Annotated in this window: 24 protein-coding genes; 7 read left to right on the top strand and 17 right to left on the bottom strand. The window is 70.6% G+C overall.

Annotated features, from left to right (window positions below; genetic code table 11):
* Positions 1 to 123 precede the first annotated feature (123 nt).
* The 8 genes from OG266_RS27915 to OG266_RS27880 form a co-directional block, all read right to left on the bottom strand.
* A complete protein-coding gene (locus OG266_RS27915) occupies positions 124 to 903 on the bottom strand; it encodes an HAD-IIA family hydrolase (RefSeq protein WP_266461315.1) in 780 nt (259 codons plus the stop codon).
* 109 nt (positions 904 to 1012) lie between these two features.
* The gene (locus OG266_RS27910) at positions 1013 to 2095 is read right to left on the bottom strand and encodes a 2-aminoethylphosphonate ABC transporter substrate-binding protein (protein ID WP_266461313.1); all 1083 of its coding nucleotides are present in this window, start codon (positions 2093 to 2095) and stop codon (positions 1013 to 1015) included.
* A gap of 46 nt (positions 2096 to 2141) precedes the next feature.
* Positions 2142 to 2939: an ABC transporter permease gene (locus OG266_RS27905; RefSeq protein ID WP_371548935.1), complete on the bottom strand. Its 798-nt coding sequence runs from the start codon at positions 2937 to 2939 to the stop codon at positions 2142 to 2144.
* Positions 2926 to 3774 carry a 2-aminoethylphosphonate ABC transporter permease subunit gene (locus OG266_RS27900; RefSeq protein WP_371552986.1) on the bottom strand — a complete coding sequence of 283 codons (849 nt, stop codon included), beginning with the start codon at positions 3772 to 3774 and terminating at the stop codon, positions 2926 to 2928. Before OG266_RS27900 ends, OG266_RS27905 begins: the two co-directional genes overlap by 14 nt.
* Before the next feature lie 223 nt (positions 3775 to 3997).
* Complete coding sequence (locus tag OG266_RS27895) at positions 3998 to 5050, bottom strand: ABC transporter ATP-binding protein (protein ID WP_371548934.1); 1053 nt, start codon at positions 5048 to 5050, stop codon at positions 3998 to 4000.
* Positions 5047 to 5733, bottom strand: a complete 687-nt coding sequence (locus tag OG266_RS27890; RefSeq protein ID WP_371548933.1) for an HAD family hydrolase — start codon at positions 5731 to 5733, stop codon at positions 5047 to 5049. The genes OG266_RS27895 and OG266_RS27890 overlap by 4 nt, the downstream gene beginning before the upstream one ends.
* A gap of 56 nt (positions 5734 to 5789) precedes the next feature.
* Entirely contained in the window at positions 5790 to 6914 is a 1125-nt protein-coding gene (locus OG266_RS27885; protein ID WP_371548932.1) for a TIGR03364 family FAD-dependent oxidoreductase, read from the bottom strand.
* Positions 6915 to 7045: 131 nt separating this feature from the next.
* Entirely contained in the window at positions 7046 to 7639 is a 594-nt protein-coding gene (locus OG266_RS27880) for a TetR/AcrR family transcriptional regulator (protein WP_371548931.1), read from the bottom strand.
* 98 nt (positions 7640 to 7737) lie between these two features.
* Here OG266_RS27880 and OG266_RS27875 point away from each other — a divergent pair, with 98 nt between their 5' ends.
* A complete protein-coding gene (locus tag OG266_RS27875) occupies positions 7738 to 8160 on the top strand; it encodes a nuclear transport factor 2 family protein (protein WP_371552984.1) in 423 nt (140 codons plus the stop codon).
* Positions 8160 to 9032, top strand: a complete 873-nt coding sequence (locus OG266_RS27870; protein ID WP_371548930.1) for an NAD(P)H-binding protein — start codon at positions 8160 to 8162, stop codon at positions 9030 to 9032. Before OG266_RS27875 ends, OG266_RS27870 begins: the two co-directional genes overlap by 1 nt.
* 28 nt (positions 9033 to 9060) lie before the next feature.
* Here the strand turns inward: OG266_RS27870 and OG266_RS27865 are convergent, their stop codons facing one another.
* From OG266_RS27865 to OG266_RS27855, 3 genes are all read right to left on the bottom strand, one after another.
* Entirely contained in the window at positions 9061 to 9819 is a 759-nt protein-coding gene (locus OG266_RS27865) for a GntR family transcriptional regulator (RefSeq protein ID WP_266461292.1), read from the bottom strand.
* Between the two features lie 168 nt (positions 9820 to 9987).
* Positions 9988 to 10767 carry a cell wall protein gene (locus OG266_RS27860; RefSeq protein WP_371548929.1) on the bottom strand — a complete coding sequence of 260 codons (780 nt, stop codon included), beginning with the start codon at positions 10765 to 10767 and terminating at the stop codon, positions 9988 to 9990.
* A gap of 258 nt (positions 10768 to 11025) precedes the next feature.
* A complete protein-coding gene (locus tag OG266_RS27855) occupies positions 11026 to 12204 on the bottom strand; it encodes a DUF6183 family protein (protein WP_371548928.1) in 1179 nt (392 codons plus the stop codon).
* An 82-nt stretch (positions 12205 to 12286) separates the two neighbouring features.
* Here OG266_RS27855 and OG266_RS27850 point away from each other — a divergent pair, with 82 nt between their 5' ends.
* A complete protein-coding gene (locus OG266_RS27850; protein ID WP_371548927.1) occupies positions 12287 to 16807 on the top strand; it encodes a DUF6531 domain-containing protein in 4521 nt (1506 codons plus the stop codon).
* 93 nt (positions 16808 to 16900) lie between these two features.
* On the opposite strand, the gene OG266_RS27845 is transcribed toward OG266_RS27850, so the two are convergent.
* A complete protein-coding gene (locus OG266_RS27845) occupies positions 16901 to 18079 on the bottom strand; it encodes an ROK family protein (protein WP_371548926.1) in 1179 nt (392 codons plus the stop codon).
* Positions 18080 to 18126: 47 nt separating this feature from the next.
* On the opposite strand from OG266_RS27845, the gene OG266_RS27840 reads away from it, so the two are divergent.
* Both OG266_RS27840 and OG266_RS27835 read left to right on the top strand, forming a co-directional pair.
* A complete protein-coding gene (locus OG266_RS27840; protein ID WP_371548925.1) occupies positions 18127 to 19251 on the top strand; it encodes a Gfo/Idh/MocA family oxidoreductase in 1125 nt (374 codons plus the stop codon).
* Positions 19248 to 19709 (top strand): heme-degrading domain-containing protein, encoded by a 462-nt coding sequence (locus OG266_RS27835; protein ID WP_371548924.1) that lies wholly within the window; start codon positions 19248 to 19250, stop codon positions 19707 to 19709. Before OG266_RS27840 ends, OG266_RS27835 begins: the two co-directional genes overlap by 4 nt.
* A gap of 65 nt (positions 19710 to 19774) precedes the next feature.
* On the opposite strand, the gene OG266_RS27830 is transcribed toward OG266_RS27835, so the two are convergent.
* The 4 genes from OG266_RS27830 to OG266_RS27815 all read right to left on the bottom strand — a co-directional run bounded on the left by OG266_RS27830 (position 19775) and on the right by OG266_RS27815 (position 22504).
* On the bottom strand, positions 19775 to 20632 hold the full coding sequence (locus tag OG266_RS27830; protein WP_371548923.1) for a fumarylacetoacetate hydrolase family protein: 858 nt from the start codon (positions 20630 to 20632) through the stop codon (positions 19775 to 19777).
* A 140-nt stretch (positions 20633 to 20772) separates the two neighbouring features.
* A complete protein-coding gene (locus OG266_RS27825) occupies positions 20773 to 21492 on the bottom strand; it encodes a YidC/Oxa1 family membrane protein insertase (protein WP_371552982.1) in 720 nt (239 codons plus the stop codon).
* 101 nt (positions 21493 to 21593) lie between these two features.
* Complete coding sequence (locus OG266_RS27820) at positions 21594 to 21923, bottom strand: DUF6412 domain-containing protein (RefSeq protein ID WP_266461263.1); 330 nt, start codon at positions 21921 to 21923, stop codon at positions 21594 to 21596.
* Between the two features lie 53 nt (positions 21924 to 21976).
* Positions 21977 to 22504 carry a winged helix-turn-helix transcriptional regulator gene (locus OG266_RS27815; protein ID WP_371548922.1) on the bottom strand — a complete coding sequence of 176 codons (528 nt, stop codon included), beginning with the start codon at positions 22502 to 22504 and terminating at the stop codon, positions 21977 to 21979.
* Between the two features lie 149 nt (positions 22505 to 22653).
* Between OG266_RS27815 and OG266_RS27810 the strand changes: the two genes are divergently transcribed.
* Positions 22654 to 24051: an MFS transporter gene (locus OG266_RS27810; protein ID WP_371548921.1), complete on the top strand. Its 1398-nt coding sequence runs from the start codon at positions 22654 to 22656 to the stop codon at positions 24049 to 24051.
* Positions 24052 to 24112: 61 nt separating this feature from the next.
* On the opposite strand, the gene OG266_RS27805 is transcribed toward OG266_RS27810, so the two are convergent.
* Complete coding sequence (locus OG266_RS27805; protein WP_371548920.1) at positions 24113 to 24898, bottom strand: class E sortase; 786 nt, start codon at positions 24896 to 24898, stop codon at positions 24113 to 24115.
* A gap of 268 nt (positions 24899 to 25166) precedes the next feature.
* Here OG266_RS27805 and OG266_RS27800 point away from each other — a divergent pair, with 268 nt between their 5' ends.
* Positions 25167 to 26642: a beta-1,6-galactanase gene (locus OG266_RS27800; RefSeq protein WP_371548919.1), complete on the top strand. Its 1476-nt coding sequence runs from the start codon at positions 25167 to 25169 to the stop codon at positions 26640 to 26642.
* Positions 26643 to 26740: the final 98 nt, after the last annotated feature.

Genomic DNA, 26740 nt, shown 5'->3' with positions numbered 1-26740 from the left:
CGTGAACCTCCAGATACCTGGAGACTCCTCCTCGGGGCGCCGGGGCGCATCTCCAGAGGGTCACGACTGCTCCGTACGGGTCCTGAATGGTTTAGATCGCCCAGGTCACGCCGGGGTAGTGGTTCAGATCCGGTCGACCAGATCCGCGATCGAGTTCACGATCTTCGAGGGGCGGTACGGGTACTGCTCGATCTCGGCGGGTGTGGTCAGCCCCGTGAGCACCAGGAACGTCTCCATCCCCGCCTCGAGGCCGGCCAGGACGTCCGTGTCCATCCGGTCGCCGATCATCGCGCTGGTCTCGGAGTGCGCCCCGATCGCGTTCAGGCCGGTCCGCATCATCAGCGGGTTCGGCTTGCCCGCGAAGTACGGCTGCTTGCCGGTCGCCTTGGTGATCAGCGCGGCGACCGCGCCGGTGGCGGGCAGCGGGCCCTCCGCGGACGGGCCGGTCTCGTCGGGGTTGGTGGCGATGAAACGGGCACCGCCCTTGATCAGCCGGACCGCCTTGGTCATGGCCTCGAAGGAGTACGTACGGGTCTCGCCGAGGACCACGTAATCGGGTTCGTGGTCCGTCAGCACGTACCCGATGTCGTGCAGCGCCGTGGTCAGGCCCGCCTCGCCGATGACGTACGCCGTGCCGCCCGGCCGCTGGTCCTCCAGGAACCTGGCCGCGGCCAGGGCGGAGGTCCAGATGTTCTCGACCGGCACGTCCAGGCCCATGCGCTGGAGCCTGGCGTGCAGGTCACGGGCGGTGTAGATCGAGTTGTTGGTGAGCACCAGGAAGGGCTTCCCGGACTCCCGCAGCTTCTTGATGAAGGCGTCGGCGCCGGGGATCGGCACACCTTCGTGGATGAGGACACCGTCCATGTCGGTGAGCCACGATTCGATGGGCTTGCGCTCTGACATGTGCGGGTCTCCTGACGTGCGCGTGCTTGTGCGCTTGCGCGGTGCTTGACGTGCGCGGTGGCTTGACGTGCGCGGTGCTGCGTAGCCCCAGGGTAGCGATCGTCCGCGATCAGCTGCCGGTCGCGGTCTTCCAGTCCTCGACGTACGACGTGAGGTTCTTGTCGATGTCGGTCCAGTCCGGTTCGAAGATCTCCACGCCGTCCATCAGCTTGGTGAGGGCGATGGCGTTCGCGTCGGTGGCCTTGATGTCCTTGCGCGCGGAGAAGCCGCCGCCGATCTCGCTGACCTGCTGCTGCGCCTTCGCGGTCAGCATGTAGTCGAGGAGCTTCTTGCCGTTCTCGGTGTGCGGGGCGCCGGTGACGAGTCCGGCGGCGTACGGCAGCGCGAAGGTGGTCGGCTCTCCCGCGTCCGAGGCTGCCGTGCCGGTGGCCCGCGGGAACCAGATGGCCAGGTTCGGCATGGACTTGGACTGCGCGTAGTTCATCTGGACGTCGCCGTTCGCGACGAGCAGTTCGCCCTTGTCGACCTTGGGTGCGAGCTTGCCCGTGGAGGCGGAGGGCCCGACGTTGTTCGTCTGGAGCTTCTTCAGGTACTCCAGCGCCGCGTCCTTGCCGCCGAAGTCGTGGATCGCCTTGATGAGTACGGCGGTTCCGTCGCCGGCGACGCCGGGCGTCGAGTACTGGAGCTTGTTCTTGTACTCGGCGTCGAGCAGTTCGTCCCAGGTCGTGGGTGCCTGGCTCAGCTCCTTCTTGTTGTAGACGAAGCCGAAGTAGTTGTTGACGACGGAGGTCCAGGTGGCGTCGGCGGCCTTGTCGGCGCCGTCGACCTGGTCGGAGCCCTTGGGCGCGTACGTCTGGAGCAGCCCCTTGCCGTCGGCCTGCTGGATGAACGGGGGCAGCGTCACGAGCACGTCGGCCTGCGGGTTCGTCTTCTCCCGGACGGCGCGCTGGACCATCTCTCCCGAACCGCCCTCGACGTACTCGACCTTGATCCCGGTCTCCTTCTCGAAGTCCTTGAAGACCTGGTCGTACCAGCCGTCGCCGTTCTCGCCCTTGAGGCCGTCCGCGCTGTACACGGTGACGACCTTCTCGTCGGAGGCGGCGGAGTCGCCGCCGCAGGCGGTGAGGGTGGCGGCGAGGGTGAGAGCGCCGAGAACGGCGGTGACCGGCTTGAGGTGCGTGTTTTTGAGCATGGCGAGGTGAACTCCCTACAGATTGTCGTGAGTTGATGGGTGAGCGTCAGCGATAGGTCGCTTTGGTGCGGATCCGGGAGACGGCGAAGAGGACGAGCAGCGTGGCGGTCATGAGGACGACCGCGAGGGCGGAGCCGGTGAAGAGGGCGCCGCGGTCGGTGGCCGCGTAGATCTGGACCGGCAGCGGGGTCCAGTCCGGCGGGTAGAGCATCATCGTGGCGCTCAACTCGCCCATGGACAGGGCGAAGCAGAGCCCCGCCGCTGCTGTCAGCGAGGGCAGCAGCAGCGGCAGCCGCACCCGCCACAGCACGTACGAGGGCCGGGCGCCGAGGGAGGCGGCGGCCTGTTCGTACGCCGGGTCAAGGCGCACGATCGCCGCCGAGACCGACTGATGGGCGAACGCCGTGACAAGAACGGCGTGCGCCAGGATGACGATCCACCGAGTGCCGTTGAGCAGCAGCGGCGGCTTGGAGAACGCGACCAGGATCGCGAGCCCGACGACGACGGACGGCACGGCGACGGGCAGCACGAACAGCGCGTCGAGCACCCGTCGCGCCCGCCTCGGCAGGGCGTGCGCCGCGAGAGCGGCCCAGGTCCCGACGGCGAGCGCCAGCAGACTCGCCGTGACGGCCGTGACCAGGCTGGTGGTGAGGGCCTGGAGGGACTCACCGCGAGTGGCGGCGGAGTAGTGCCCGGTCGTGAACTCGGACGGCAGCACGCTCGACCAGTTCGTGGCGAACGACGCGGCGAGGATCACGAGGAGCGGAAGCGCGAAGAGCGGCAGGAAGAGGAGGAAGAACATCCCCCACGTGGCCCACTTCCCTCCACGGCTATGCACCAGCACGACGGCTCACCACCCGGTAGATCCCGTAGAGCCCCACGGATATGAGGACGTTGACGACGGCCACGACACACGCGCCGGGGTAGTCCGACTCGAGCATCGCCTTGCTGTAGACGAGCATCGGCAGCGTCGTGACGCCCTTCGCCCCGGTGAACAGCACGATCCCGAACTCGTTCAGACACAGCACGAGTACGAGGCTGCCGCCGGCCGCGAGCGCGGGCCCCACCTCCGGAAGGATCACCCGCCCGACGATGCGAGCGGGCCGCGCACCGAGCGAACTCGCCACCTCCACCTGCGCGGTGTCCATCTGCGAGAACGCCCCGAGCAGCGGACGCATCACGAACGGCGTGAAGTACGTGATCTCGGCGAGCAGCACCCCCCAGGGAGTGGCGAGGAACTGAAACGGCCCGTCGGCCGCCCCGGTCGCGTCCGTCCACAGCCCGTTGGCCATCCCGACCGTGCCGTAGATGAAGAGAAGGGCGAGCGTGATCAGAAAGGACGGGAAGGACAGAAACACGTCGATGAACTTGGCAACGGCCTTCCCGCCGGGAAACGGCACGAACGCGATCACCAGCGCGAGGACGAATCCGAGGACCAGACACCCGACGGTGGCGGCAACGGCCAGCCAGACGGTGGTCCACAACGCCTCCCGGAAGGAGGACGACGCAAAGACATCGGCGTAGGGCTGGAGGGAGGTGCCGCCGGTGTCGGGGTGGAGGGACTGCTGGATGACAAGGGCGAGGGGGTAGAGGAAGAGGAGGGAGAGGGTGGCGATGGGGGGTAGGGCCCAGAGGTACGGCTGGCCCCAACGGTTCCGGAGGGCCTGCGGGTCCCGCAGGCTCCGCGGGCCTCGCGGGCTCCGCAGGCCTCGCGGGCTCCGCAGGACCTGCGGAGCCCGCCCGTCCCGCTGGCCCTGCTCGTCCCGCTGGTCGCGGCTGGCCCGCTGGTCCCGCCCGGCTGGCCCGGCCGGCTCGTCCTGCTGTGGGCAATCGTTCCGCAGGGCGGAACGGGTGGGCACAGCCACCGGCGCCGGGTCACTTTCCATCGGAGGGTCACTGGACCTACCCATGGGCCACCCCTGCAGACAGCAACACCGCATCCTCCGGCGCGAAGTGCAGCGTCACAGAGTCCCCGTACGCCGGAGGCTCCCGCAGCTCACGCAGGTCCGCCATCACCCGGTGGCCCCCCACATCGACGTACAGCCGATGTGTGGACCCCCTCCACTGAACCTCACTGACGGTCCCGACGATCTGGTTGGGCCCGGCCCCCAGCCCGACAAGGTGAGGCCGTACACAGAGGGTGGCCGAGGCCCCACTCACCGCGTCAACGGTGTCGACCTTGAGCTCGGCACCGGCAAAGGCGACGACACCCGAACCGACGGTCACGGGAAGCAAGTTGGCGTTCCCCACGAACGACGCCGTGAACTCCGTACGCGGACTGCGGTACAGCTCACGCGGCGTACCGCAGTCCCTCAACCGAGCCCGATCCATGACGGCAATCCGATCCGCCAGGGTCAACGCCTCCACCTGGTCATGGGTGACGTACAGAATCGAAACGTCGGGCAACTCCCGGTGCAGCCGGGCAAGTTCCCCCAACATCCCCGACCGCAGCTGCGCGTCCAGCGCGGACAGCGGCTCATCGAGCAGCAGCACCCCCGGCCGTACGGCCAACGCCCGCGCGATAGCGACCCGTTGCTGCTGCCCCCCGGACAGCTCACGCGGATACCGCCGCGCGAACTCCCCCATCCCGGTCATCTCCAGCGCGTCGGCGACCCGCGCGGGAATCTCGGCCCGGGCGACCTTCTGCGCCTTCAGCCCGAAGGCCACGTTGTCCGCGACCCGCATGTGCGGGAACAGCGCGTACTGCTGCACGACCATCCCGATCCCCCGCCGGTACGGCGGCTCGTCGGTGACGTCACGCCCGCCGAGGAACACCCGCCCGGAAACAGGCCGCACGAACCCGGCGACCGCACGCAACGCGGTCGTCTTCCCGGACCCGGAGGGCCCGAGCAGCGCCATGACCTCGCCGGGCTCGACGGTGAGGTCGAGCGAGTCGAGGACGGTGGTCCCGCCGTACGCGACGGACACGTTCTCGAAGCGGATGCCACCGCTCATGACCCGACTCCCCCGAGCAGGGAGGGCAGTTCGGCGACGGACCCGAGGACGGCCGTGGCCCCCGCCGCCCGCAGCGCCGCGCCCCCGTGCGCCCCGGTGAGCACTCCGGCGACGACCCCGGCCCCGGCGCGTACGCCGCTGAGCATGTCGTACGAGGTGTCGCCCACGACTGCGACCTGCCGCACGCCCTCCGCGGCCCGCGTCCGCAGGAACGCCTCGAGCACCATGTCGGGGTACGGCCGCCCGCGCCCTCCGGCGTCGGCGGGACACAGCGTGAGCGGCACCAACTCCCGCCATCCCAGGGCGTCGAGGATGGCGTCCTGGGTGACCCGGGCGAATCCGGTGGTCAGCACGACCGTCCGCCCGGACCCGGCGAGTTCCTCGATCGCCTCGCGCGCCCCGTCGATCGGTGCGATGAGCCCCTCGTCGACGAGCTCCCCGTACGCCTTCTCGAAGGCGGAGTTGGCCCGCTGGGCGAGCGCCTCCTCCCCGAACAGCTGGCGGAAGACGGAGATCTTGGACTCGCCCATGGTGGCGCGGACGTGGTCGAGCTTCGCCGCGTGGTCGGCGGAGTCCGGCTCGACGCCCAACTCCCGCGCGGCTGTGGCGAATGCCCGCTCGACGAGCCCGCCGTCGGCGACGGTGGTGCCGGCCATGTCGAGCACCACGAGTCGTATGTCCACGGCTTCCGCGGCTTCCTCTGAGGTCTGTTCCGGGGTCTGTTCCGGGGTCAATTCCCTCACCATCCCAGTTCGTCGGCGGTCGTCTCGGCAATGGCGGGTGAGCAGGTCATGCCGCGCCCGCCGGGCCCGGTGACCAGCCACACCCCGTCCCGCACCCGCTGCCGGTGCACCACCCGGCCGGTGTCGGTGCACTGCGCGTACACCCCGGCCCAGCGCCGCCGGATCTTCGGCAGCGGCCGTCCGAGGAAGGACTCGACGACGCCGGTCAGGTGCTCGTACGGCTCCTCGACGGTGTCGAAGGCGAAGGGGTGCTCGTACTCGTGGGTGTCGCCGATGGTCAGCCCGCCGTCCGCGCGCTGCACCATGAGCAGCTGCATACGGTGGGCGGCAGCCGTCTCGGCCTGCGGCTGGCTGGAGTTGAGCCGGTCGAGCGCATCGCCGCGGTAGGCCGGGTAGTAGCGGAAGCTGTCCGCGTCGGCGACGGAGGTGGTGAGCGGTTCGCCGAGCGGCTCGGTCTGCATCATCTGCAGCCGTACGCGCCGCACGGGAAGCTCAGGACCCGCCAGCTCCCGTACGAGACCGCCCAGCCAGGCCCCTGTGCACAGCACCACCACGTCGCCGCGGTGCACCTCCCCGTGGTCGTCGCGGACCGCGTGCCCACCGACGACGTCGCGGACCTCGCGCCCCGGCAGGAAGGTGTAACGGGGAGACTTCAACAACTCAGTGCGGAGGGCGAGTTGGGAGACGCGCGGTTCGACGGCCGCGTCGCGCTCGCAGTAGAGGGCGGCGTCGTACGCACCCCGCAGCGCCGGGTTCACGGCGAGCGCCTCGCCCGCCGTCAGCAGCTTGTAGCCGCGCGCGGCGGCGTCCGGGCGGGCCACGGCCGCCTCGGCGACGGCGAGTTCATGCTCGCCGCGTACCGGGGTCAGGGACCCGTTCGCCCGGAAGCCGATCCCCGGGACGCGCGCCCCGATCGACTCCCACAACTCCCTTGCCCGCAGGGCGGTTTCGAGCTCCTCTCCTCCGGCGCGACCACTCACCCAGATCTGCCCGAAGTTGCGTAGCGAGGCCCCGCGGGCCTCCGCCTCACGCTCGATCTGCACGACCTCGTGGCCGCGCTCCACTGCGTGCCAGGCATGCAGGGTGCCCACCACGCCGGCTCCGACGACTATCACTCTCACAACGGCAACGCTCCTCGGGAGGGGGGAATCAGAAGGGACCGCCCAGCATCCAGATGGTGAACTGCCCATCACGTTTGGGCTAGACCCGTTATGTTGTCGTTATAAAAATAAGCCGAGGGGGGCTCGGGCACTCAGCCCAGCGACGTACAGGACCCCAGGACCCTCGCAGCGAAGGCCGCCAGCTGAGCCCGCATCTCCTCGCGAGTCATCCCCTGCCGGCCGACGAGGTGTTCGACGAGGTCGGCGCGGGTGGCCGCAAGCAGGGCGTGCGCGGTGAAATCGCTGCCGTCGAGCCCGGGAATCTGCTCCAGCGCGGCCCGGAGCGTGCCGTGCCACCGCTCGTAGTGCCCGGCCACATAAGGGCTGTCGCCGCCGGTTCCCTCCAGCGCCAGGGCAAGGTGGCGGTTGTCGAGCTTGAAGCACAGGACGGCGTCGAGGAGGGCGGGGACGCGCTGGAGCGGCGGGGTGGCCGGTCCCAGAGGCGGCGCCCCCTCTTCGGCGGCGAGCCTGATCGGCGCGAGCCGCGTCTCGTACAGCGCGTGGATCAGGCCCGTGCGGTCGCCGAAGCCACGGAAGAGCGTTGCCTTGCCGACGCCGGCCGCTGCCGCGATGTCGGCCATGGTGACCGACTCGGGGCTCTCGCAACGGGCGAAGAGCGCGTCGGCGGCCACAAGGACGGCCTCCCTGTTGCGAGTTGCGTCGGCGCGGGGCTTGCGCTCGGGCATCGGTTCCTCCTCTTGCTAAACGGACCCCGGGTCCGTATCGTCCTCCACATGAAACGGACCCAGGGTCCGTATCGTACGGGACGGAGCACCCCATGACCATGACCACGAACACCGCACCGGCGGACCTGTACCGCCACGGCCTGCGACTACTGCTGGACAAGGACATCCCCGCGTGGGTCGACCTGTGGGACGGGGACGGCATCCTCGAGTTCCCCTTCGCGCCGGAAGGCTGGCCGACGCGGCTGGAGGGCAAGGCGGCCATCGCCGAGTACATGCGCGACTACCCCGACCACATAGACCTCCACGAGTTCCCCTACGTCGAGATCCACCAGACCATCGCGCCGGAGACCATCGTGGTCGAGATGCGCGGGGTGGGCCGCGTGGTGGACACCGGCAGCCCCTTCGACATGTCCTACATCGCCGTTGTCACCGTCAGGAACGGCCTCATCACCAGCTACCGCGACTACTGGAACCCGCTCGCCGTCCAGGACCCCGCCACCAACTTCGCCGGGAGCAACTGATGGACGCGTCACCGGAGTTCACCCTGGTCATCGGGGCCACCGGCACCACCGGCAGCCGTGTCACCGCCCAACTGGCCGCCGCGGGACGGCGCGTGAAAGCCGCCAGTCGTCGTGCCGCACCTGTGGACGGGGCAACTCCCGTGGACGGGACCACTCCCGTCCGCTTCGACTGGGACGACCCCACGTCCTTCGACGGCGCCCTCGAAGGCGCGGACCGGGTCTATCTCATCCCGCCGCTCGGCTCTCCGGACCCGGCAGCCGTCATGCTGCCCTTCCTCCGGCAGGCCCGCGCCGCGGGCGTCCACCGCGCGGTCCTGCTCAGCTCGTCGGCGATCCCCGCCGGAGGCCCCGCGGTGGGACAGGTTCACCAGGCCCTGCCCGGTCTGTTCTCCCAGTGGGCGGTCCTGCGGCCCTCGTGGTTCATGCAGAACTTCACCGGCGACCACGCACACGCCATGACGATCCGAGCGGACGGAACCATCCGGACGGCCGCCGGTGAGGGCCGCGTCGGGTTCGTCGACGCCGACGACATCGCCGCCGTCGCCGTACACGCGCTGACCGAGCCGCAGGCCCCGAACACCGACCTGGTCATCACCGGCCCGCAAGCACTGGGCTACGACGACATCGCCGCCACCCTCACCCAGGTCACCGGCCGGACCATCACCCACCACCGGCTGACCTACGAGCAGATGCGCGACCGTCTCGCCGCCGACATGCCCGCCGAGTTCGCCGCGATGCTCGCCGGCATGGACCGCACCATCGCCGAAGGCGCCGAGGACCGCACCACCGACACGGTCCAGCGCCTCACCGGCCGCCCACCGCGCAGCTTCCAGGCTTTTGCGGAACGGGAGTTGGGCCTGCTCCGGAGCTGACACCCGGCGACATCCAGCCCGGTCGCCATCAGCTGCCCAGATGGGCCGTGAACGAGAAGCGATCCCCCCGGTACAGCGTCCGCACCCGCTCCAGCGGCATCCCGGCCGTGTCCCGCGAGACCCGGTGGATCAGCAGCATGGGCAACGCGGGCGGCGTACCGATGAGCAGCGCCTCGCGCGGAGTGGCAAGGACCGTCTCGATGCGCTCGTCTGCGTCACCGAACGCGATGCCGAGCCGGTCGTGGAGGTAGGCGTAGAAAGAGGAGTCGGGAGTGAAGTCGCGGTCGAGGTGCGGCACGCGGGCGACAGCGACGTACGTACTCTCGAGCCCGACCCGCTCGTCATCGGCGAGCAGGACACGCTCCATGTGCCAGACGGGTTCGCCGCGTGTCAGCCCGGCCTCGGCGGCGAGGGCCTCGGGGCAGGGGAAGCGGTCGAGGCTGATCAGGGTACGGCCGGGGGTGCGCCCCTGCCGCCGTACGCCCTCGGTGTAGCTGGCGAGTGAGAGCGGCTGCTCCAGCTTCGGCCCGGCGACGACCGTCCCACGCCCCTGCCGCCGCAGCTTCCCCTCCAGCAACAGCTCCCGCAGCGCCTGCCGCACGGTCTCCCGCGCGACCTCGTACTTCTCCGCGAGATCACGCTCGGTCGGCAGCGGGCCGCCCTCGCCCAACTCCTCGATGAGCAGGGCGATATGCGCCTTCACCGCGTAGTACTTCGGAATGCGGCCGTGCTCCGGGATGCCGGAGCGGACGGGGGCGCCGGGGGCCTGGTCGTTCGGGTAGTCCACGGGGAGGATCGTCGCAGACGGGGTGCTCGCGACGGGCTCCAGGTGCCGACCGTGGCGATCAGAAGCGCGAGCGGCGCCGGCACCCGGCGAGCACGGACATGGGCGTCGCGCGGATGGCCGTACCGGTCGGTGATCCGCCCGACGAGCCCGGGCGGCAGCCCACGGGGGTCACCGGCGCAGCCGTACCCACCGCCGGGACACGACAAGGAGGACGGCCCCCGCGGCGAACAGCCCGAGACCCACGGTCACGCCGAGCCCGTGCGGTGCCCGCGGACCGGTACTGGCCAGCTCGTCCGCACCCGACGCCACCCCTTCATCGCGTACGCCGCCCCCGTCGCCGCTGCCGGCCAAGATCTCACCGTCGCTGTTCCCGCCCGAGTCCTCTCCTCCTACTTCCCCTTCTGCTTCTGCTACGTCCCCGTCCTCGTCCTCGATGCGGAACCGGTAGTCGTTCGACTCCCCCACCCAGTCCCCGTCGTCGTCGTGCCGCTGGACGACGGCCGCGTTCGCGACGACATCGTTCGGCGCGGCCGCGTCGGAGGTGACGGAGAGACGCACCTTCACGGTGAGCGTCCGCCCGGGTCCCACCGTGAACCCCGGAAACCCGTCGTCGAACGCCCCCACGTTCTCGTCCTCGTCACTCTTCTCGAACTCGACCGGATGCGGATCCCGGCCCTCGCCCTTACCTGCACCCTCGTAGAACTCCAGCCGCGCCTGTTCGGGCCGCAGCGCCCGCTTCTCGTCCACGAGGACGACGATCGGGTGGATGTTGCCGCAGGTGTGCGCTGTGGTGTTGGTGAGGTCGATGTACCAGGTCCGGAAGTCTCCCCCGACGTCGTAACTGGCGGGCCCCCCGTGGATCCGGGTCTTCACCGGAAAGGTGCGGCTGTCGGGCGCGGCACAGGTCGGGCGGGGGTTCGCCACGGCCGTACCGGGCGCGGCGAGCATGAGGGGAAGAGCGGCGGCCGCAGCTGTAACGGAGAGGGGCAGGGACGTGCACAGTCTCAATCGCATTCGCGTTCGCGTTCGCATGAGGAGCCTTTGCCGATCGGGAGCGTAAGCGGTACCGGGCAGCGGCCCGTGACCCTGCCACACGCGAGCGCCGGCACCGGAGCGCCGCGCCCGGCGTGGGCCCCGATCGGCCGTGCGGGTCCCCTCGATCAGCGGAAACGATTTAGCCCTTCCGGCGCCTGAGCTCCGCGCTGATCAGTCGGCGTCGGCATCGGTGTCGGTCGCCGCCAGCACCGTGGCCCGAGTACGGGTGGGATCGAGCACGGCGAAGGCCACGTCCGACGTGTCGTGGTGGAACCAGTCCGTGAACGCGATGAAGCGCAGCCACCGGTGGTCGGCGGCGAGCAGCACCGCTTCCAGGAACGGAATGTCGACGGGCAGCCCCATCAGCGCGTACAGACTGTTCCAGGCGTACAGCCTGGCGTACGCGCCACCCTGCGCCTGACCGTTCACTCCGCCGTTGTAGGCCGCCGAGAACAGTTCATTGAGTACGTCGTCGGGCGTCGTCCGGCAGGTGACGGCGACACCTCGGCGTGTGCCTTCGCCTGCCAGGCAGTCCAGTGGCAGTTCCTTGATGAGTGAGATGGCGAAGTCGTCCGGGGCGAGCGGGCTCGGCAGCGTGAAGAAACGCGCCTCGGGCTCGCGGGACCAGCCGCTGACGGTGAAAGGTTCAGCGGCCGCCCGTGCGCGGCGGCCGTCGGGGGTCTCACTGGCCGTACGTCCGGCCGCTGCACCGTTTTCGGTGGCGGGGATCTCCGGAAAACGCGACCGGAGCTGGTCAGCAGTCTTGATGGACCCGAGGCCCCGGACACGGACCCCGAACCGGTGCTCGATGTCCAGCCGCGTCCTGGGCAGCCGGGCCAGCGGGTGCCCCAGCTCGCGCAGCGTCTCCGCGTACGCGTCCAGGACGGGCCGGCCGCGCCCCGCGCCGATCAGGGCCAGCTCACCGAGAACGCAGGCGCGCACCTCCACCGCCGTGTCCTGCACTCCATCCGGAAGCTCCTCGAACAGAGCCTCCAAGTCCCGCAGCTGCTGGACCTTGACCAGCTTCGCGGCCACCGAGCGCCGCAGCCGGTCACCTTCCTCCCGGTACGCGGACCCGGGCGGCAGCAGTCTGCCCACGATGTCCGCGGCAAACCTCACGCAGTCACCGGAGCGCGTGTCGGCAAGGGCCTCGGCAATCCGTCCGACAGTGCGCGCCGCAGCGGATCCGTCGGGCCCTTCACCGGCCGCCCGGCGACACAGCTGCTCCGCCGCTTCGTACAGCTCCTCCGGGCCGGACTCGGCAAGCTGCTTCAATTCCGCCGGGCCGAGCCGCTCCCAGAGATGCCGACGGGAAGCGTCGTCGCCGGGCGTCACATGGTTGTCGTTCACGCCCGAAGTGTACGAGCGGAGGATCCAGTAACTTTGCTGCGGCATACGTGCGTTGAGTGAAGCGGTGCAACGGGGGACGAACGTGGGAAATCGGCCGAGTGACTGGCATGTCCTGGATCTGGAGAGGGATCCGACGCCGGGTGATCCGGACCGGGTGCGCCTGCTGTCCAAGAACCTCCTCGACTTCGCCGATGACGTGGGGGATGCGCTGCGTCTGATCAAGGGGATGGCGGACGAGGAAGCGGTCCTGCAGTGGGCGGGTAAGTCGGCGAAGGCGTTCCAGGATCAGTTTTCGGGTGTGCCGAAGCAGCTGAAGAAGCTGAGGACGTCCTATGACATGGCGGGGGGTGCGCTGGCTGCGTACTGGCCGAAGCTGGAGCGTGCGCAGGCCCTCGCCGACCGGGCGCTGGCCAACGGCCGCGCGGCGCAGACCGACCTGAGCTCGGCCAAGTCCCGTCTCGCGTCGGCCGATTCGTGGGTGACCAGGGCCGGCAAGGAAGCCGACAAGTACAAGGACGACCCGACCGGCAGCAAAAGCACCGAGAAGCCCGACGAGGCCAAGGTCCGGGCCGCCACCCGGGACGCCCAGCACGCCAAGACCGCGCAGACGTCCGCCCAGTCGGACGTGTCGAACGCGCAGGACGCCCTGGACGCGGCGAAGAAGATGGCCGCGGACGCCCGGAAAATGCGCGAGGAGGCTGCCCGGGAGGCCAAGACCAAGATCGACGAAGCCTCCGACGCGGGGATCCACAACCGCAAGTGGTGGGAGGAGGTCGGGGACTGGTTCACCGACAACTGGGACACCATCGTCACGGTCTGCAAGGTCGTCGTCGCCGTCGTCGGCATCATCGCGATGATCATCGGGGGGCCGATCCTCGGCGCGATCCTGCTGGTCGCAGCCCTCGTGGTCCTCGCCGACACCCTCAACAAATACGCGAAGGGGCAGGCGTCCCTGTGGGACGTGGCGTTCGCGGCGCTGGACTGCATACCCGGCGGCAAGGGCATCACCAGCCTCGGCAAACTCGCCAAGGGCATGAAGGGTCTGGGCAAGATGGGACTCAAGGGCATGGCCAAGGCGGTGAGGGGCGGTCTCCGTAGGGGGGCTGACGACGCGGCCGGCGCGAGCAAGCCCGCCAAGGCGCGCTGCAAGAACGGCGACCCGGTCGACATGGTCTCCGGCGAGATGCTCATGGAGGAGACCGACGTCGAGCTCCCCGGCCTCCTGCCGCTCGTTCTGCGACGTACGCACCTGTCAACGTACCGGTGGGGGCAGTGGTTCGGCCCGTCCTGGGCCTCCACGCTCGACGAACGCCTGGAACTGGACAGCGACGGGGCCGTCTTCGCGGCCGACGACGGCATGATCCTCCTCTACCCCGTCCCCACACCCGGCACCTCGGTGATGCCGCTGGAGGGTCCGCGCTGGCCGCTGGACTGGGACGGCGCACCCGGCGCACCCATCCGCATCACCGACCCCGCCACGGGCCACATCCGTCACTTCGCGCCACTCGGCCAAGCCCCCGCGGCCCATGACGTGTTCGCCCTCCCGCTGGCCGCGGTGACCGACCGCGGCGGACGACGCATCGACTTCGACCGGGACGAGAGCGGCGCGCCCATCGCCGTCCGCGACTCCGGCGGCCGCCACCTGCACGTCGACACCGAGGGCGACCGCGTCGTCGGGCTGCGGCTGCGCGACCCCGCCGCGGGCGAAGAGGGCACGACGCTGCTTCGCTACGGATACAGCTCCGACGGGCATCTCACCGAGATCCACAACTCCAGCGGCCTACCGCTCAGGCTCACCTACGACGACCAGGCACGCATCACGTCCTGGACCGACCGCAACGGTTCCTGGTACCGCTTCACCTACGACGACCAGGACCGCTGTATACGGGGCGAAGGCGCCGACGGCTACTTGTCCTGCTCCATCGCCTACGACCCGGAGGCCCGGGAGACCCGCTACACCGACTCGCTGGGCCGCACCACCACGTACCGGCACAACGAGCGCCGTCAGGTCGTCGCCCAGACCGATCCGCTCGGCAACACCACGTACGCCGAGTGGGACGCGTACAACCGGCTGCTCTCACGGACGGATCCGCTCGGCAACACGTCCCGCTTCACCTATGACGAGCGCGGCAACCTCATTTCGGTGGTCAGGCCCGACGGCACGGCCACCACCGCCGAGTACGACCCCTTCGACCGACCGCTTTCGATCACCCTGCCGACCGGCGGCCGGCGTGGCTACGCGTACGACGAGCAGGGCCGCCCGACGGCGACGGTGGACCCCGACGGTGCCGTCACCACGTTCGCCTACGACGCTTCCGGCGGGCTCCTCAGCGTCACCAACGCGCTGGGAGCGGCCCACCGCGTCGAGTCCGGCCCGCTGGGCCTGCCCGTCTCCACCACCGCGCCGCTGGGCGGTACCACCCGCGTCAGCCGCGACGCCTTCGGGCGCATCGTCGAGTCCGTCGACGCCACCGGCGCGACGACGCGCACCGTCTGGACTGTTGAGGGCCGCCCCGCCGAGCGGACCATGCCCGACGGGAGCAGGGAGCGCTGGTCCTACGACGGCGAGGGCAACACGGTCCGCTACACCGGCCCCGACGGCCGCAGCGTCACCCACGCGTTCACGCACTTCGACCGGCTCTGTGCCCGTACCGACGCGGACGGTTCGACCGTGCGGTTCGTCTACGACACCGAGCTGCGGCTCACCTCCGTGACGAACGCGTCGGGCGCGGTGTGGTCGTACACGTACGACCCGGCGGGCCTGCTCGTGGGCGAGACCGACTTCAACGGCCGTACCGTTTCCTACACTTACGACGCGGCAGGCCGTCTGCTCGAACGCACCAACGGCGCGGGCGAGACCACCACCTACGTGCGCGACACGTGCGGGCGGATCGTCGAGCGGCGCTCCGGCGACGCGGTCACCACCTTCACCCATGACGCGGCGGGCCGGCTGGTCGGAGCCGTCACCCCTGACACAGCTCTCACCCTCACCCGTGACGCGGCGGGCCGGGTCGTCACCGAGGAGTGCGACGGCCGCGCGCTGCACACGACGTACGACATCCTCGGCCGGCGGGTGGAGCGACGCACTCCTTCGGGCACCGTCAGCCGGTGGGACTGGGACGCGAACAACCGCCCCGTCCGGGTCCAACTCGCCGACAACGAACTGTCCTTCGGATACGGGGCGTCCGGGCACGAAACCGAGCGACGGCTCGGCGAGACGGCGGTGCTGACCCAGGAGTGGGACGCCGGTCACCGCCTGACCGGCCAGACGGTCGTCGGACAGGCCGCCCCCGGTGCGGACCCGTCCGGCGAACCGCTGCTGCACCGCTCGTACACGTACGGGCAGGACGGCGGCCTGACCGCCATCGAGGACCAGACCCACGGCACGCGCCGATTCGCCCATGACCGTCTCGGCCGGGTGGAGGGAGTCTCCGCCACCGGATGGTCGGAGCGCTACGCGTACGACGCCGCGGGCAACCTCAGCCGGGCCGACGCACCCGAGGGACCGCAGGGGGAGCGTGTCCACGACGGCACGCTCGTACGCCGGGCCGGTCACGTCACGTACGTCCATGACGCGCAGGGGCGCCTCGTCCGGCAGTCGCGCAGGCTGCTGTCCGGCGGCGCACGGGAGTGGACGTACACCTGGGACGCCGAGGACCGGCTCACTCAGGTCACCACCCCGGACGGGCGCCGCTGGGCGTATGTCTACGACGGTCTTGGCCGGCGTACCGCCAAACGCCTGCTGTCCGACGACGGCCGGTCGGCCGAGGAGGAGACCGTCTTCACCTGGGACGGCTCGCACCTGGCGGAACAGAGCAGTTCCGCCGGTGGTCCCACCCGAAGCTGGGAATGGGCCCCCGGTACCGACCGCGCGCTGCTTCAGGTCGACCAGGACACCGACCAGGACGAGGTCGACCGCCGCTTCTACGCCATCGTCACCGACCTGGTCGGCACCCCCACCGAACTGGTCGACGAGAAGGGCCGCATCGCCTGGCGGGCCCGCACCACCCTTTGGGGCACGGCCCTTGGCGGCTCGGGCGACCTGGTCGACTGCCCGCTGCGTTTCCCCGGGCAGTACCACGACGCCGAGACAGGCCTCCGCTACAACTTCCGGCGTTACTACGACCCCGAGAACGCCCGTTACATCAGTCCCGACCCGCTGGGCCTGGCCCCCGCGCCGAATCATCACGCGTACGTCAGCAACCCGCTCCGCTTCACCGATCCCTGGGGTCTGGTGAGCTGCGAGGGCAATCACGGGATCACCACGGCACGCGAGAACCACATCGAGGGCCAGCACGGCCCCGGCGCCCAGGACCGGGTACGGGAGAACGCGGACCCCACCGGCCCCGAGCCCTCACTGCCCGGTGAGTTCAACGACAACTTCCTCTGGGACGGCGACGACTTCGCGCTGGGCCGACGGCTCCGGGAAGGCATCGACGGAACGCCCGCCCTGCCCAACCCACGGGCACGGGCCGGACAGGACACCCACCTGCACCGCTTCGACTACGGCAGCCCCGTCGGCGTGAACGGCAGCGGGCAGACGACCAATGTCGTCGAAGTCGTCATCCGCGACGGCAACATTCACACGGCGTACCCGATCTGAACCGTCCGCGGAAGCGGCGCCCCACCCACCCGTGGGGGCGGCGCCTCCAGGTACGGGAATGGGTGGCGGCGGAGGGGCGAAACCCCACCACCCTCACCCCTCCCCCCACCCGAACAACGGCCCCAGCAACAACTGCGCAGCCCCCTCCGCAACCCCCCGTTCCCCACCCGGAGCAACCCGCACAGGAACCCCCGCCGCCACGCCCTCACGCCGGGCCCGTTCGTCCAGCACCGCACCGACCCCCCGTACGAAGTCCTCCTGGTGCGCTGCCACCGTGCGCCCGCCCAGCAGCACCACGTCAATGTCCAGCAGCCCCACCAGATTCGCCGCCGCCACCCCCAGCACCCGCGCCGCCTCGTCCACCGCGCCGCGCGCCACCGCGGCCAGACACAGGACCTCAACGCATCCCCGGTCGCCGCACCCGCACAACGGGCCGTCCAGCTGAATGACCTGGTGTCCGAACTCCCCCGCCCCCGTGCGGGCTCCCCGATGCACGGTCCCGCCGATCACGAGCCCGGCCCCCAGCCCCGTACCGAGATGCAGATACGCGAAGGATCCGGAGCCGTTGCCGGTGGCCCCGAGTCCGCCTCCGACCGCGAGCCCCAGCGCGGCCGCGTTGGTGTCCTTGTCGACGACCACCGGGACCCCGAGCCGCCTCGCCAGGGCATCCCGCAGCGGAAACCCGTCCCACTCCGGAAATCCGGTGACCCGGTGCAGCACCCCTCGCGTGTGATCGAGGGGTCCGGGCAGAGCGACCCCCACGCCCAGCACGGAGGCCACCCCCGTGAGCAGCGCCTCTACCTCTCCCGCGGCGTCCTCGACCACCGCGTCCGCCCCGCCTCCCAGATCGAGCGGGGCCTTCCGCTCCCCGACCACCGCTCCGGTGAGATCGCAGAGCACGGCCGTCAGCTCGTCCCGGTCGAGGTGGAGCCCGACGGCGTGGCCGGCGTCCGGTACGAGCCGCAGCACCGTGCGGGGCTTGCCGCCCGTGGAGGCTCGGCGGCCCGCCTCCGCCGCGAACCCGTCGGCCCGCAGCCGGGCCGTGATCTTGCTGACTGCCTGGGGGGTCAGCCCGGTCCGCTCGGCGAGTTCGAGACGGCTGATGCCGACGGGCCCGGCCGTGCGCAGCAGGTCGAGCACGAGCGCGGCGTTGTGGCTGCGCAGGGCGAGCAGGTTCACTCCCGCGCCGCCGGCCTCCACACCGCGACCCCGACCTCGTACACCTGGCAGACCCGCTCCCGACCCCGCATCGTTCCTGTTCACGTACGCCATTGTCCTCCGCGCTTGCACTTTGGCAACAGCGTTGCGAAAGTGGACGTATGACTGGCACAGGTTCTGATCCCGGCACGCCCGCCGCCCCCCGCACCCCGGGTGGCCCCCTCCGCGTAGCCCTCGTCGGCTACGGCCTCGCGGGCTCCGTCTTCCACGCCCCCCTGATCGCGGCGACCGAGGGCCTGGCCCTCGACACGGTCGTCACCTCGAACCCGGAGCGGCAGGAGCAGGCCCGCGCCGAGTTCGGCGACGGGCTCCGCTTCGCCGCGACCCCCGACGACCTGTGGGCCCGCGCCGACGAGCTGGACCTGATCGTCATCGCGTCCCCGAACAAGACCCACGTCCCGATCGCGACCGCCGCCCTCAAGGCGGGCCTGCCGGTCGTCGTCGACAAGCCCCTCGCCGGTACGGCGGCGGAGGCCCGCGAGCTGGCCGCCCTGGCCGACGAACGCGGCCTGCTCCTCTCCGTCTTCCAGAACCGCCGCTGGGACAACGACTTCCTGACACTCCGCAAGCTGCTCGCCGAGGGCGAGTTGGGCGACGCCTGGCGCTTCGAGTCCCGCTTCGAGCGCTGGCGTCCGCAGCCCAAGGGCGGCTGGCGCGAGTCCGGCGACCCGGCAGAGATCGGAGGTCTCCTCTACGACCTCGGCAGCCACGTCGTCGACCAGGCGCTGGTCCTCTTCGGCCCCGCGACCTCGGTGTACGCCGAGTCGGACATCCGCCGCCCGGGCGCCGAGACGGACGACGACACGTTCATCGCGATCACCCACGAGAACGGCGTCCGCTCCCACCTCTACGTCTCCGCGACCACCGCCCAACTCGGCCCGCGTTTCCGCGTCCTCGGCTCGCAGGCCGGTTACGTGAAGTACGGCCTCGACCCGCAGGAGGCGGCCCTGCGCGAGGGCAAGCGCCCCACGGACACCGACGAGGAGTGGGGTGTGGAGCCCGAGTCCCTGTGGGGCCGCGTCGGCGCCGGCGAGTCCCCGCTCACGGGCGGCGGCCGACCGGAGCCCACGCTCCCGGGCGCGTACCCCGAGTACTACGCGGCCGTCGCCGCCGCCCTCCGCGACGGCGGCCCGAACCCGGTCACCGCGCACGAGGCCGCGGCCGCCCTCGACGTCCTGGAGGCGGCCCGCCGCTCCGCCGCCGAGGGAGTGGTGGTGTCCCTGTGAGCGCCCCCAGCATTCCTGAACTGGAGGAGCAGGAGCGCCGGTTGACGCTCCCGCACTTCACGCACGACGACGCCTGGGCACTCGGCTCGCTGCTCGTGGACATGGCCCGCGAGCAGGCCGCTCCCGTCGCCATCGACATCCGCCGCGGCGGCCAGCAGCTCTTCCACGCCGCCCTGCCCGGCTCCACCCCGGACAACGACGCCTGGATCGACCGCAAGCGCCGCGTCGTCGAGCGCTACGGCTCCTCCTCCTACCTCGTCGGCTCCCGCTTCCGGGCCAAGGGCACGACGTTCGAGGAGTCCTCGCGCCTCGACCCCGACACGTACGCGGCGCACGGCGGCGCGTTCCCGATCGCGGTCGAGGGGGCGGGAGTTGTCGGCACGGTGGTGGTGTCGGGGCTGCCGCAGGTGGAGGACCACGCGATGGTGGTGGCGGCGCTGGAGCGCTTCAAGGGTTGAGAAGTCGCTGAGTGCGTACGGGGTTGGGGGCGCCCCCAACCCCGTACACCTCGACTTCGTACAGCTCAGGCGTCCTTGAGTTCCTGCCTCTGACGGCCCAGCCCCTCGATCTCCAGCTCCACCACATCGCCGGCCCGCAGGAACGGCTTGGGCTCCGGCGCCCCCAGGGCAACCCCCGCCGGCGTACCGGTGTTGATGACGTCACCCGGGTACAGCGTCATGAACTGGCTTACGTACCGCACCACTTCGGCGACCGGGAAGATCTGCTCGGCCGTCGTCCCGTTCTGCTTGAGCTCGCCGTTGACCCAGAGCTTCAGCGCCAGGTTCTGCGGGTCCGGCACCTCGTCCGAGGTCACCAGCCAGGGGCCCAGCGGGTTGAACGTCTCGCAGTTCTTGCCCTTGTCCCAGGTCCCGCCGCGCTCGATCTGGAACTCGCGCTCGGAGACGTCGTGCGCCACCGCGTACCCGGCGACGTGCGCGAGCGCCTCCTCGTGGGACTCCAGGTAGCGCGCGGTGCGGCCGATGACGACCGCGAGCTCGACCTCCCAGTCGGTCTTCACGGACTTGCGCGGCACGAGCACCGTGTCGTTCGGGCCGATCACCGTGTCCGCCGCCTTGAAGAAGATCACCGGCTCGGCGGGCGGCTCGGCGCCGGTCTCGCGGGCGTGGTCGTGGTAGTTCAGCCCGATGCACACGACCTTGCCGATACGGGCGAGCGGCGGCCCGACGCGCAGCCCGGCGGCGTCCAGCGCGGGCAGTTCACCGGACTCGGCGGCGGAACGGATCCGGCCGAGCGCGGCGGCGTCGGCGAGCAGCGCCCCGTCGATGTCCGGGACGACCCCCGAGAGATCCCGCAGGGTCCCCTCGGCATCGAGCAGCGCGGGCCGCTCAGACCCCGCCGTACCGACTCGCAGCAGCTTCATGATCACAATCTCCCTCGATCGCGGCAGTCGTCCGACAGGTGCAGCCATCGGATGACTGGTCGATCGTCCAAGCTCGGCGTCCAGTCCGCAAGACCCTGATCACGGACTGGGACCACCCTCACGTCCTCAAGAGACCACCCTCACGTGTTCAGGGGGTACAGGAACGCCCGTTCCACCGCACTCCACGTCGTGCTGGTCACCATGTACAGCGCGGCCGCCAGCGGCATCACCGCCACGCTGACGAGGGTGATGAAGGACATGAACGGCATGACCTTGGTGATCGCGCCGAGCCCGGGCACCGGCTGGTCGCTGTCGGCCACCGGGGCGTTCGCGGCCACCATCCGCTTCGTACGCCGGTAGTTGAAGGTCGCGACCGAGCCGACGATCGCGAAGAGGGCGAGGTAGACGAGCCCCGACGCCCCGAGGACCCCGCCGTCGCCCAGCGCGTCCGCCCAGCGGTCGCCGAGGGGCGCGGCGAAGAGCTTGTGGGCCAGCAGGCCGTTGGCCTCGCCGCCGATCGTCGAGCTGGAGAACAGGTGGTAGAGCAGGAAGAAGGCCGGCAGCTGAAGCAGGCTGGGCAGAATCCCGGACAGGGGCGACACCTTCTCCGCCGTGTGCAGCTCCAGCACCGCCGTCCGCAGCTTCTCGGGATTCTTCGCGTGCTTCTTGCGCAGCTCCGCGATCCGCGGCTGGAGCTTGGTGCGCGCCCGCTGTCCGCGCGCCGCCGACCGGGACAGGGGATGCACGAGAAGTCGTACGAACGCGGTGAACAGGACGATCGCGGCGGCCGCCGCGGAGGCGTGGAACAACGGCTGGAGCAGGTCGGCGAGCTGCTCGACGAGGCGTGCGAAAGCGGACAGGAACGTGGACATGGGTGAGCCCTCCGAGGGTCTCGTCGTGCCGGAAGTACGAGATGGCGGCATGACGACCCACGCGGGGTCTGCTCAGGGAAAGAGGTGCCCTACGCGGCGGCCGTCAGGAGGGCACGCCCCGGCGCCCGGGGACGTGAACGCCCCGCCGCGTCGGGATCACGCTGGGGCAGGAACGCCGTACGGTGCTCGCGGTCGCGGATGGCCGTCCGTACGCGCGTACGCGGCACGGCGGGCGCGCAGCGCGAGCCAATGAGCGCACAGACGGCGAGCGCGGAACCGGCCGCGGCGGTCGCGGTGAACGCGACGGCGACGGCGGCGACGAGGCTGCCGGAGTCGAGCAGAGCGACCTCGACGAGCAGCAGGAGCAGCAGGGAGGCGGGACGCATGATGCCCCGGGCTCGGGCTCGCGCTCGGATCATCGGCTGCTCCCCCTCTCGGTTCCCTGTGCGTTGTTCCTGCCTGTTCCTGCCTGTTATACGGGATCCGTCTCGATCGGCTCAAGGAGGCGCTTGGGCTTGAGCAGTGCCCGGCTGACGGGATCCGCCGGCCGCTGATCGAGTCCGGGTCCCGGTGTCATTACTACGTCCGGGACCGGTACGAGGGTTCCGCAGGCGGGGCATTCGCCGTACGGCCCGAGTTCCGTACCGCAGGCCGCGTGTCGGAAGTAGCGCAGCTGGGTCTCCGCGTATTGCTCGCGGCCCCAAAGGCCCAGGGACCGCAGGGTGGGCCACAGGGCGGCGCCGCGGTCGGTCACGACGTACTCGTCGCGCGGCGGCGATTCCTGGTAGCGGCGTTTTTCGAGGATGCCCTCGGCGGTGAGCGCCTGGAGGCGGGCCGCGAGGACGGCGCGCGGGATGCCGAGGTGGACGAGGAAGTCGTTGTAGCGCCGTACGCCGTAGAGCGCGTCGCGCATGACGAGGAGTGTCCACCGCTCGCCGACGACCTCGAGCGCGCGGGCGATCGAGCACTGCTGCGTCGGATAGTCCTTGCCCAGAGCCATGGCCTCACTGTAACCAATTTTCGCCGGGTTGGTTCAATGACCGAACCTAGATGCTATGGTCGGCACACATGCCTCGGTTCAGTGAACAGACCTACTGAATCCCGGCTCACCTTCCGTCCCCTTCACTCGCCCGAAAGGCAGGGCAGGCCATGTCAGAGCTCGACCGCGGCACCGTCGCCACCGTGGAGGCAGCGCCCACCCGGGAGAGCACGCCGCCGTCCGCGGGCCGCACCCTCGCCCTCACCAGCGCCGCCACCGCCGTGACCCTGATGAACTACACGGCGCCGATGGTCACCCTCCCCGCCACCGCGGCCACCCTGCACACCCCGGTCTCCGCCCAGGCCTGGCTGATCAACGGCACCCCGCTGGGCCTGGCCGCGCTGCTCCTGGTCGCCGGCAGCCTCGCGGACGACTACGGGCGCCGCCGGATGTTCCTGGCCGGCACGGTCGCGCTCGGCATCACCACCGCACTGGGCGCACTCGCGAACTCGACCCTCCTCTTCACCCTGGCCCGCGTCACGCAGGGCGCGGCGAGCGCGGCGATCCTCGCGAGCAGCCTGGGCCTGCTGGTGCACGCGTTCCCGACCCCGCGCGGCCGGCTGCGCGCGACCGGCGTGTGGGGCGCGTTCGTCAGCGGCGGGATCGCGGCGGGCCCGCTGCTCGCGGGTGCGATGGCGCTGGCCGACTGGCGGGTGGCGTACGTGGTCCTGGGCGCGGCCGCGCTGGCCGTCGCCGCGCTGGGCAGCCGTGCGCTCACGGAGTCCCGGGCGCCGCGCGGCGGCCGGCCGGACCTCGCCGGGGCGTTCACCTTCGGTCTCGCACTGGTGGCGTTGGTGGCCGCGCTCACACTCGGCCGGGACGGCTGGCTGCGGGCGCCGGTGGGCCTCCTGCTGGCGGCGTTCCTCGTCCTGACCGCCGGGTTCGTCCTCGTCGAGCGCCGTACCCGTACGCCGATGATCGACCTCGGCCTGCTCCGCCACCGCCGCTTCCTCGCCTCGTCCGCGGGCGGTCTGTTCACGGGCCTCGCGGTGATCGGCCTGTTCAGCTTCCTGCCGGCGCTGCTCCAGCAGACCCTCGGCCTGTCCGCGATGGACACGGCCTGGCTGTTCCTGCTCTGGTCCGGCCTGTCCTTCGTGGTCGCCCTCCAGGCGCGGCGCCTCGCAGGCCGGGTCTCACCGCGCCACCAACTCACGCTCGGCTTCGCGCTGCACGCGACCGGAGCCCTGACGATGCTCGGCGCGTTCGACGCCGGCTCCTGGACCCGCCTGCTCCCCGGCTTCGTCATCTCCGGCATCGGCAGCGGCCTCCTCAACGCCGCCCTGCCCCTACTCTCCGTCGAATCCGTCCCCGCCAACCGGGCCGCGATGGGCTCCGGCGCACAGCAGACGTTCCGGTACATCGGCTCCTGCGCCGGAGTGGCCCTGACGATCGCGCTGGTGACGTCGACGGGGGGTCTCGCACACGGGGCGGACGTCGCGATCGGGGTCTCGGCGGGGCTGGCGCTGGTGGCGGCGGTGAGTGTGGGGGTGTTGCGGGAGCGGGGGTGACGGGTCGGGGCTCGGGTGGGGCGGCATCGTGGCTGCGGGGGTTCACCGTGGCCGCGGGCCTTCATTTCGGCCGCGTCGATGTGAGCTTCCCCCACACCACCAGCCGGTACTTGGAGGTGTACTCGGGGGTGCAGGTGGTGAGGGTGATGTAGTACCCGGGCTCGCTGTACCCGTAGGCAGGCTTGGCGGTGCTGCGCGGCACCGCGCCGATGACCCCGCCGTCTCCGGCCGAGGTCTGCGGAAGGGTCTTGTCGACGGTGTACGTGTAGAGCGCGGCCTCGGTCTCGACGCTGATCTCGTCCCCGCGCTTGAGCCGGTTGACGTACCGGAACGGTTCGCCGTGGGTGTTGCGATGCCCGGCCAGGGCGAAGTTCCCTGCCTGGCCGAGCTGTTGGGTGTCCTTGTAGTGGCCGACGTACCCCTTGTTGAGGACGCCCTGCTTGCTGACGCCTTCGGCAACGGGGACGCGGAGCCCGAGGCGGGGGATGGTGAGGATGGCGTAGGCCTGGGACCAACTGGGCTGGGTTCCGGTGCTGTTGACCGCGGACTTCCGTTCCTGCCCTCCGGAATCCTGCCCGGCGTCCTCCGTAGGCGCGGCACTCGGCGCGGCCTCCGTCGCCGGCGCCGAGGGGGTCGCGGCCCCCCACTCCCGCTCCAGGGCCTGTACCTCGCGCGCGGCGTTGTGCTGGGCCTGCCGGTTGGTCCACCACAACTGGTGGGCGACGAGGAGCAGCAGGACGACCCCGAGGGTGACGAGGAGTTCGCCGCCGGTCCACAGGGTGCGCCGTCGGATGGCCTGCCGTCGCCGAGTGCTGTGCCGCACCACGGGAACCCGCGTGACCCGCATTCGTGCGCCTCCTTCGCCGGGGCGCACGCACGATAAGGGGTGCGCCTTCAAGTCACCAGTCCCGCAACCGTCCGTACGCGCTCCCGGGGTACTCCCCTACGCCCGACGGCTTCATAAACCGGTTTTAGAAAGGGCTGTCACAACCCTCGACAACCTCACGCGCCACCCCTGATGCTTCCTGATGGCATCAGCCAGACAGGCCGTCACAGGCCGCGGCAGCCCAACGCCAGTGGGACGACTGGCAGTTGGGCGGGATGGACGGAGAGCCATGATCCGACGCAGAACACTGCTGGCCGCCACGGGCGGCGCGCTCGCCGGCAGCGCCCTGGCGACAGGCACCGCGCACGCGGACGCGACCATCGCCGTCAACCCGGCCACGACGTACGGGAAATGGGAGGGCTGGGGCACCTCACTGGCCTGGTGGGCGAACGTCTTCGGCGCCCGGGACGACTTCGCCGACATCTTCTTCACCACCAAGTCGGTGGCGTACAGCGGCAGGACGCTGCCGGGCCTCGGCCTGAACATCGCCCGCTACAACCTCGGCGCGTGCAGCTGGAACAGCGTGAACGGCGAGTCCATGGTCGCCTCCGCCAACATCCCCGGCTTCAAGCAGATCGAGGGCTTCTGGCAGGACTGGAACAACGAGGACCCGACGTCCACGGCCTGGGACTGGACCGCGGACGCGGCGCAGCGAGCCGCACTGGTGAAGGCCACCCAGCGGGGCGCCGTGAGCGAGCTGTTCGCCAACTCCCCGATGTGGTGGATGTGTTCGAACCACAACCCGTCGGGCGCGTCCGGCGGCGGCAACAACCTCCAGACCTGGAACTACCGCCAGCACGCCTCCCACCTGGCGGCGGTGGCCCTGTACGCGAAGTCGAACTGGGGCGTGAGCTTCGCGACCGTCGACCCCTTCAACGAACCCTCCTCCAGCTGGTGGACGGCCACCGGCACCCAGGAGGGCTGCCACATGGACGCCGCCGTCCAGTCGGCCGTACTCCCGTACCTGCGGACCGAGTTGGACAAACGAGGCCTGACGGCGACAAAGATCTCGGCATCGGACGAGACGAGCTACGACCTGGCCCGCACCACCTGGAACTCATTCAGCTCGACCACGAAGGCCCTGGTCAGCCGCGTCAACGTACACGGCTACCAGGGTTCGGGCGGCCGACGTGACCTCCTCTACACGGACGCGGTGACGACCGCCGGCAAGGGCCTGTGGAACTCCGAGTACGGCGACGGCGACGGCACCGGCCTCACCATGGCGAGCAACCTGCTCCTCGACTTCCGCTGGCTGCACCCGACGGCTTGGGTCTACTGGCAGGTCATGGACCCGTCGTCGGGCTGGGCGACGATCGCGTACGACGCGAGCACCCTCCAGCCGGGCGCCGTCCAGACGAAGTACTACGTGCTCGCCCAGTTCAGCCGCCACATCCGCCCCGGAATGACGATCGTGAACACGGGAGTGGACTACGCGACAGCGGCCTTCGACGCGACGGCGAAACGCCTGGTGATCGTGGCGGCCAACAAGTCCACCTCCGCCCAGACCCTGACCTTCGACCTCTCCCGCTTCACCACGGTGGCAGGCGGCACGGGCGGCCTGGTCCCCCGCTGGAACACGGTCACGTCCGGCAGCGGCGACCTGTACACGGCACGCTCGGACACGTACCTGAGCGGGAAATCGGTGAGCGTGCCGTTCGCGGCGGGGGCGGTGCAGACGTTGCAGATCGATGGGGTGGTGGTGTGATCGGTGCCGTGTGATCCGTGCCGTGTGATCGTGCCGGAGCCGTACCGAGTGAGCCCGCGCGCGCCCGGCAGGCAGTGCGTGCCTGTGTCTGCCGGTGC

This window comes from Streptomyces sp. NBC_00554, from assembly GCF_041431135.1.
In the GTDB taxonomy this organism is placed as follows: Bacteria; Actinomycetota; Actinomycetes; order Streptomycetales; family Streptomycetaceae; genus Streptomyces.
Note: the sequence above shows the minus strand (reverse complement) of the source record. Positions and strands in the feature narration are given on the sequence as shown.

Excerpts from the sequence above, each read along its gene's own strand:
- OG266_RS27815 (WP_371548922.1), bottom strand. The coding sequence starts at position 22,504 with ATGGCTCTGGGCAAGGACTATCCGACGCAGCAGTGCTCGATCGCCCGC.
- OG266_RS27800 (WP_371548919.1), top strand. The coding sequence starts at position 25,167 with ATGATCCGACGCAGAACACTGCTGGCCGCCACGGGCGGCGCGCTCGCC.
- OG266_RS27810 (WP_371548921.1), top strand. The coding sequence starts at position 22,654 with ATGTCAGAGCTCGACCGCGGCACCGTCGCCACCGTGGAGGCAGCGCCC.
- OG266_RS27910 (WP_266461313.1), bottom strand. The coding sequence starts at position 2,095 with ATGCTCAAAAACACGCACCTCAAGCCGGTCACCGCCGTTCTCGGCGCT.
- OG266_RS27805 (WP_371548920.1), bottom strand. The coding sequence starts at position 24,898 with ATGCGGGTCACGCGGGTTCCCGTGGTGCGGCACAGCACTCGGCGACGG.
- OG266_RS27845 (WP_371548926.1), bottom strand. The coding sequence starts at position 18,079 with ATGGCGTACGTGAACAGGAACGATGCGGGGTCGGGAGCGGGTCTGCCA.
- OG266_RS27895 (WP_371548934.1), bottom strand. The coding sequence starts at position 5,050 with ATGAGCGGTGGCATCCGCTTCGAGAACGTGTCCGTCGCGTACGGCGGG.
- OG266_RS27830 (WP_371548923.1), bottom strand. The coding sequence starts at position 20,632 with ATGAAGCTGCTGCGAGTCGGTACGGCGGGGTCTGAGCGGCCCGCGCTG.
- OG266_RS27915 (WP_266461315.1), bottom strand. The coding sequence starts at position 903 with ATGTCAGAGCGCAAGCCCATCGAATCGTGGCTCACCGACATGGACGGT.
- OG266_RS27860 (WP_371548929.1), bottom strand. The coding sequence starts at position 10,767 with ATGCTCGCCGCGCCCGGTACGGCCGTGGCGAACCCCCGCCCGACCTGT.
- OG266_RS27880 (WP_371548931.1), bottom strand. The coding sequence starts at position 7,639 with ATGCCCGAGCGCAAGCCCCGCGCCGACGCAACTCGCAACAGGGAGGCC.
- OG266_RS27820 (WP_266461263.1), bottom strand. The coding sequence starts at position 21,923 with ATGATCCGAGCGCGAGCCCGAGCCCGGGGCATCATGCGTCCCGCCTCC.
- OG266_RS27875 (WP_371552984.1), top strand. The coding sequence starts at position 7,738 with ATGACCACGAACACCGCACCGGCGGACCTGTACCGCCACGGCCTGCGA.
- OG266_RS27870 (WP_371548930.1), top strand. The coding sequence starts at position 8,160 with ATGGACGCGTCACCGGAGTTCACCCTGGTCATCGGGGCCACCGGCACC.
- OG266_RS27840 (WP_371548925.1), top strand. The coding sequence starts at position 18,127 with ATGACTGGCACAGGTTCTGATCCCGGCACGCCCGCCGCCCCCCGCACC.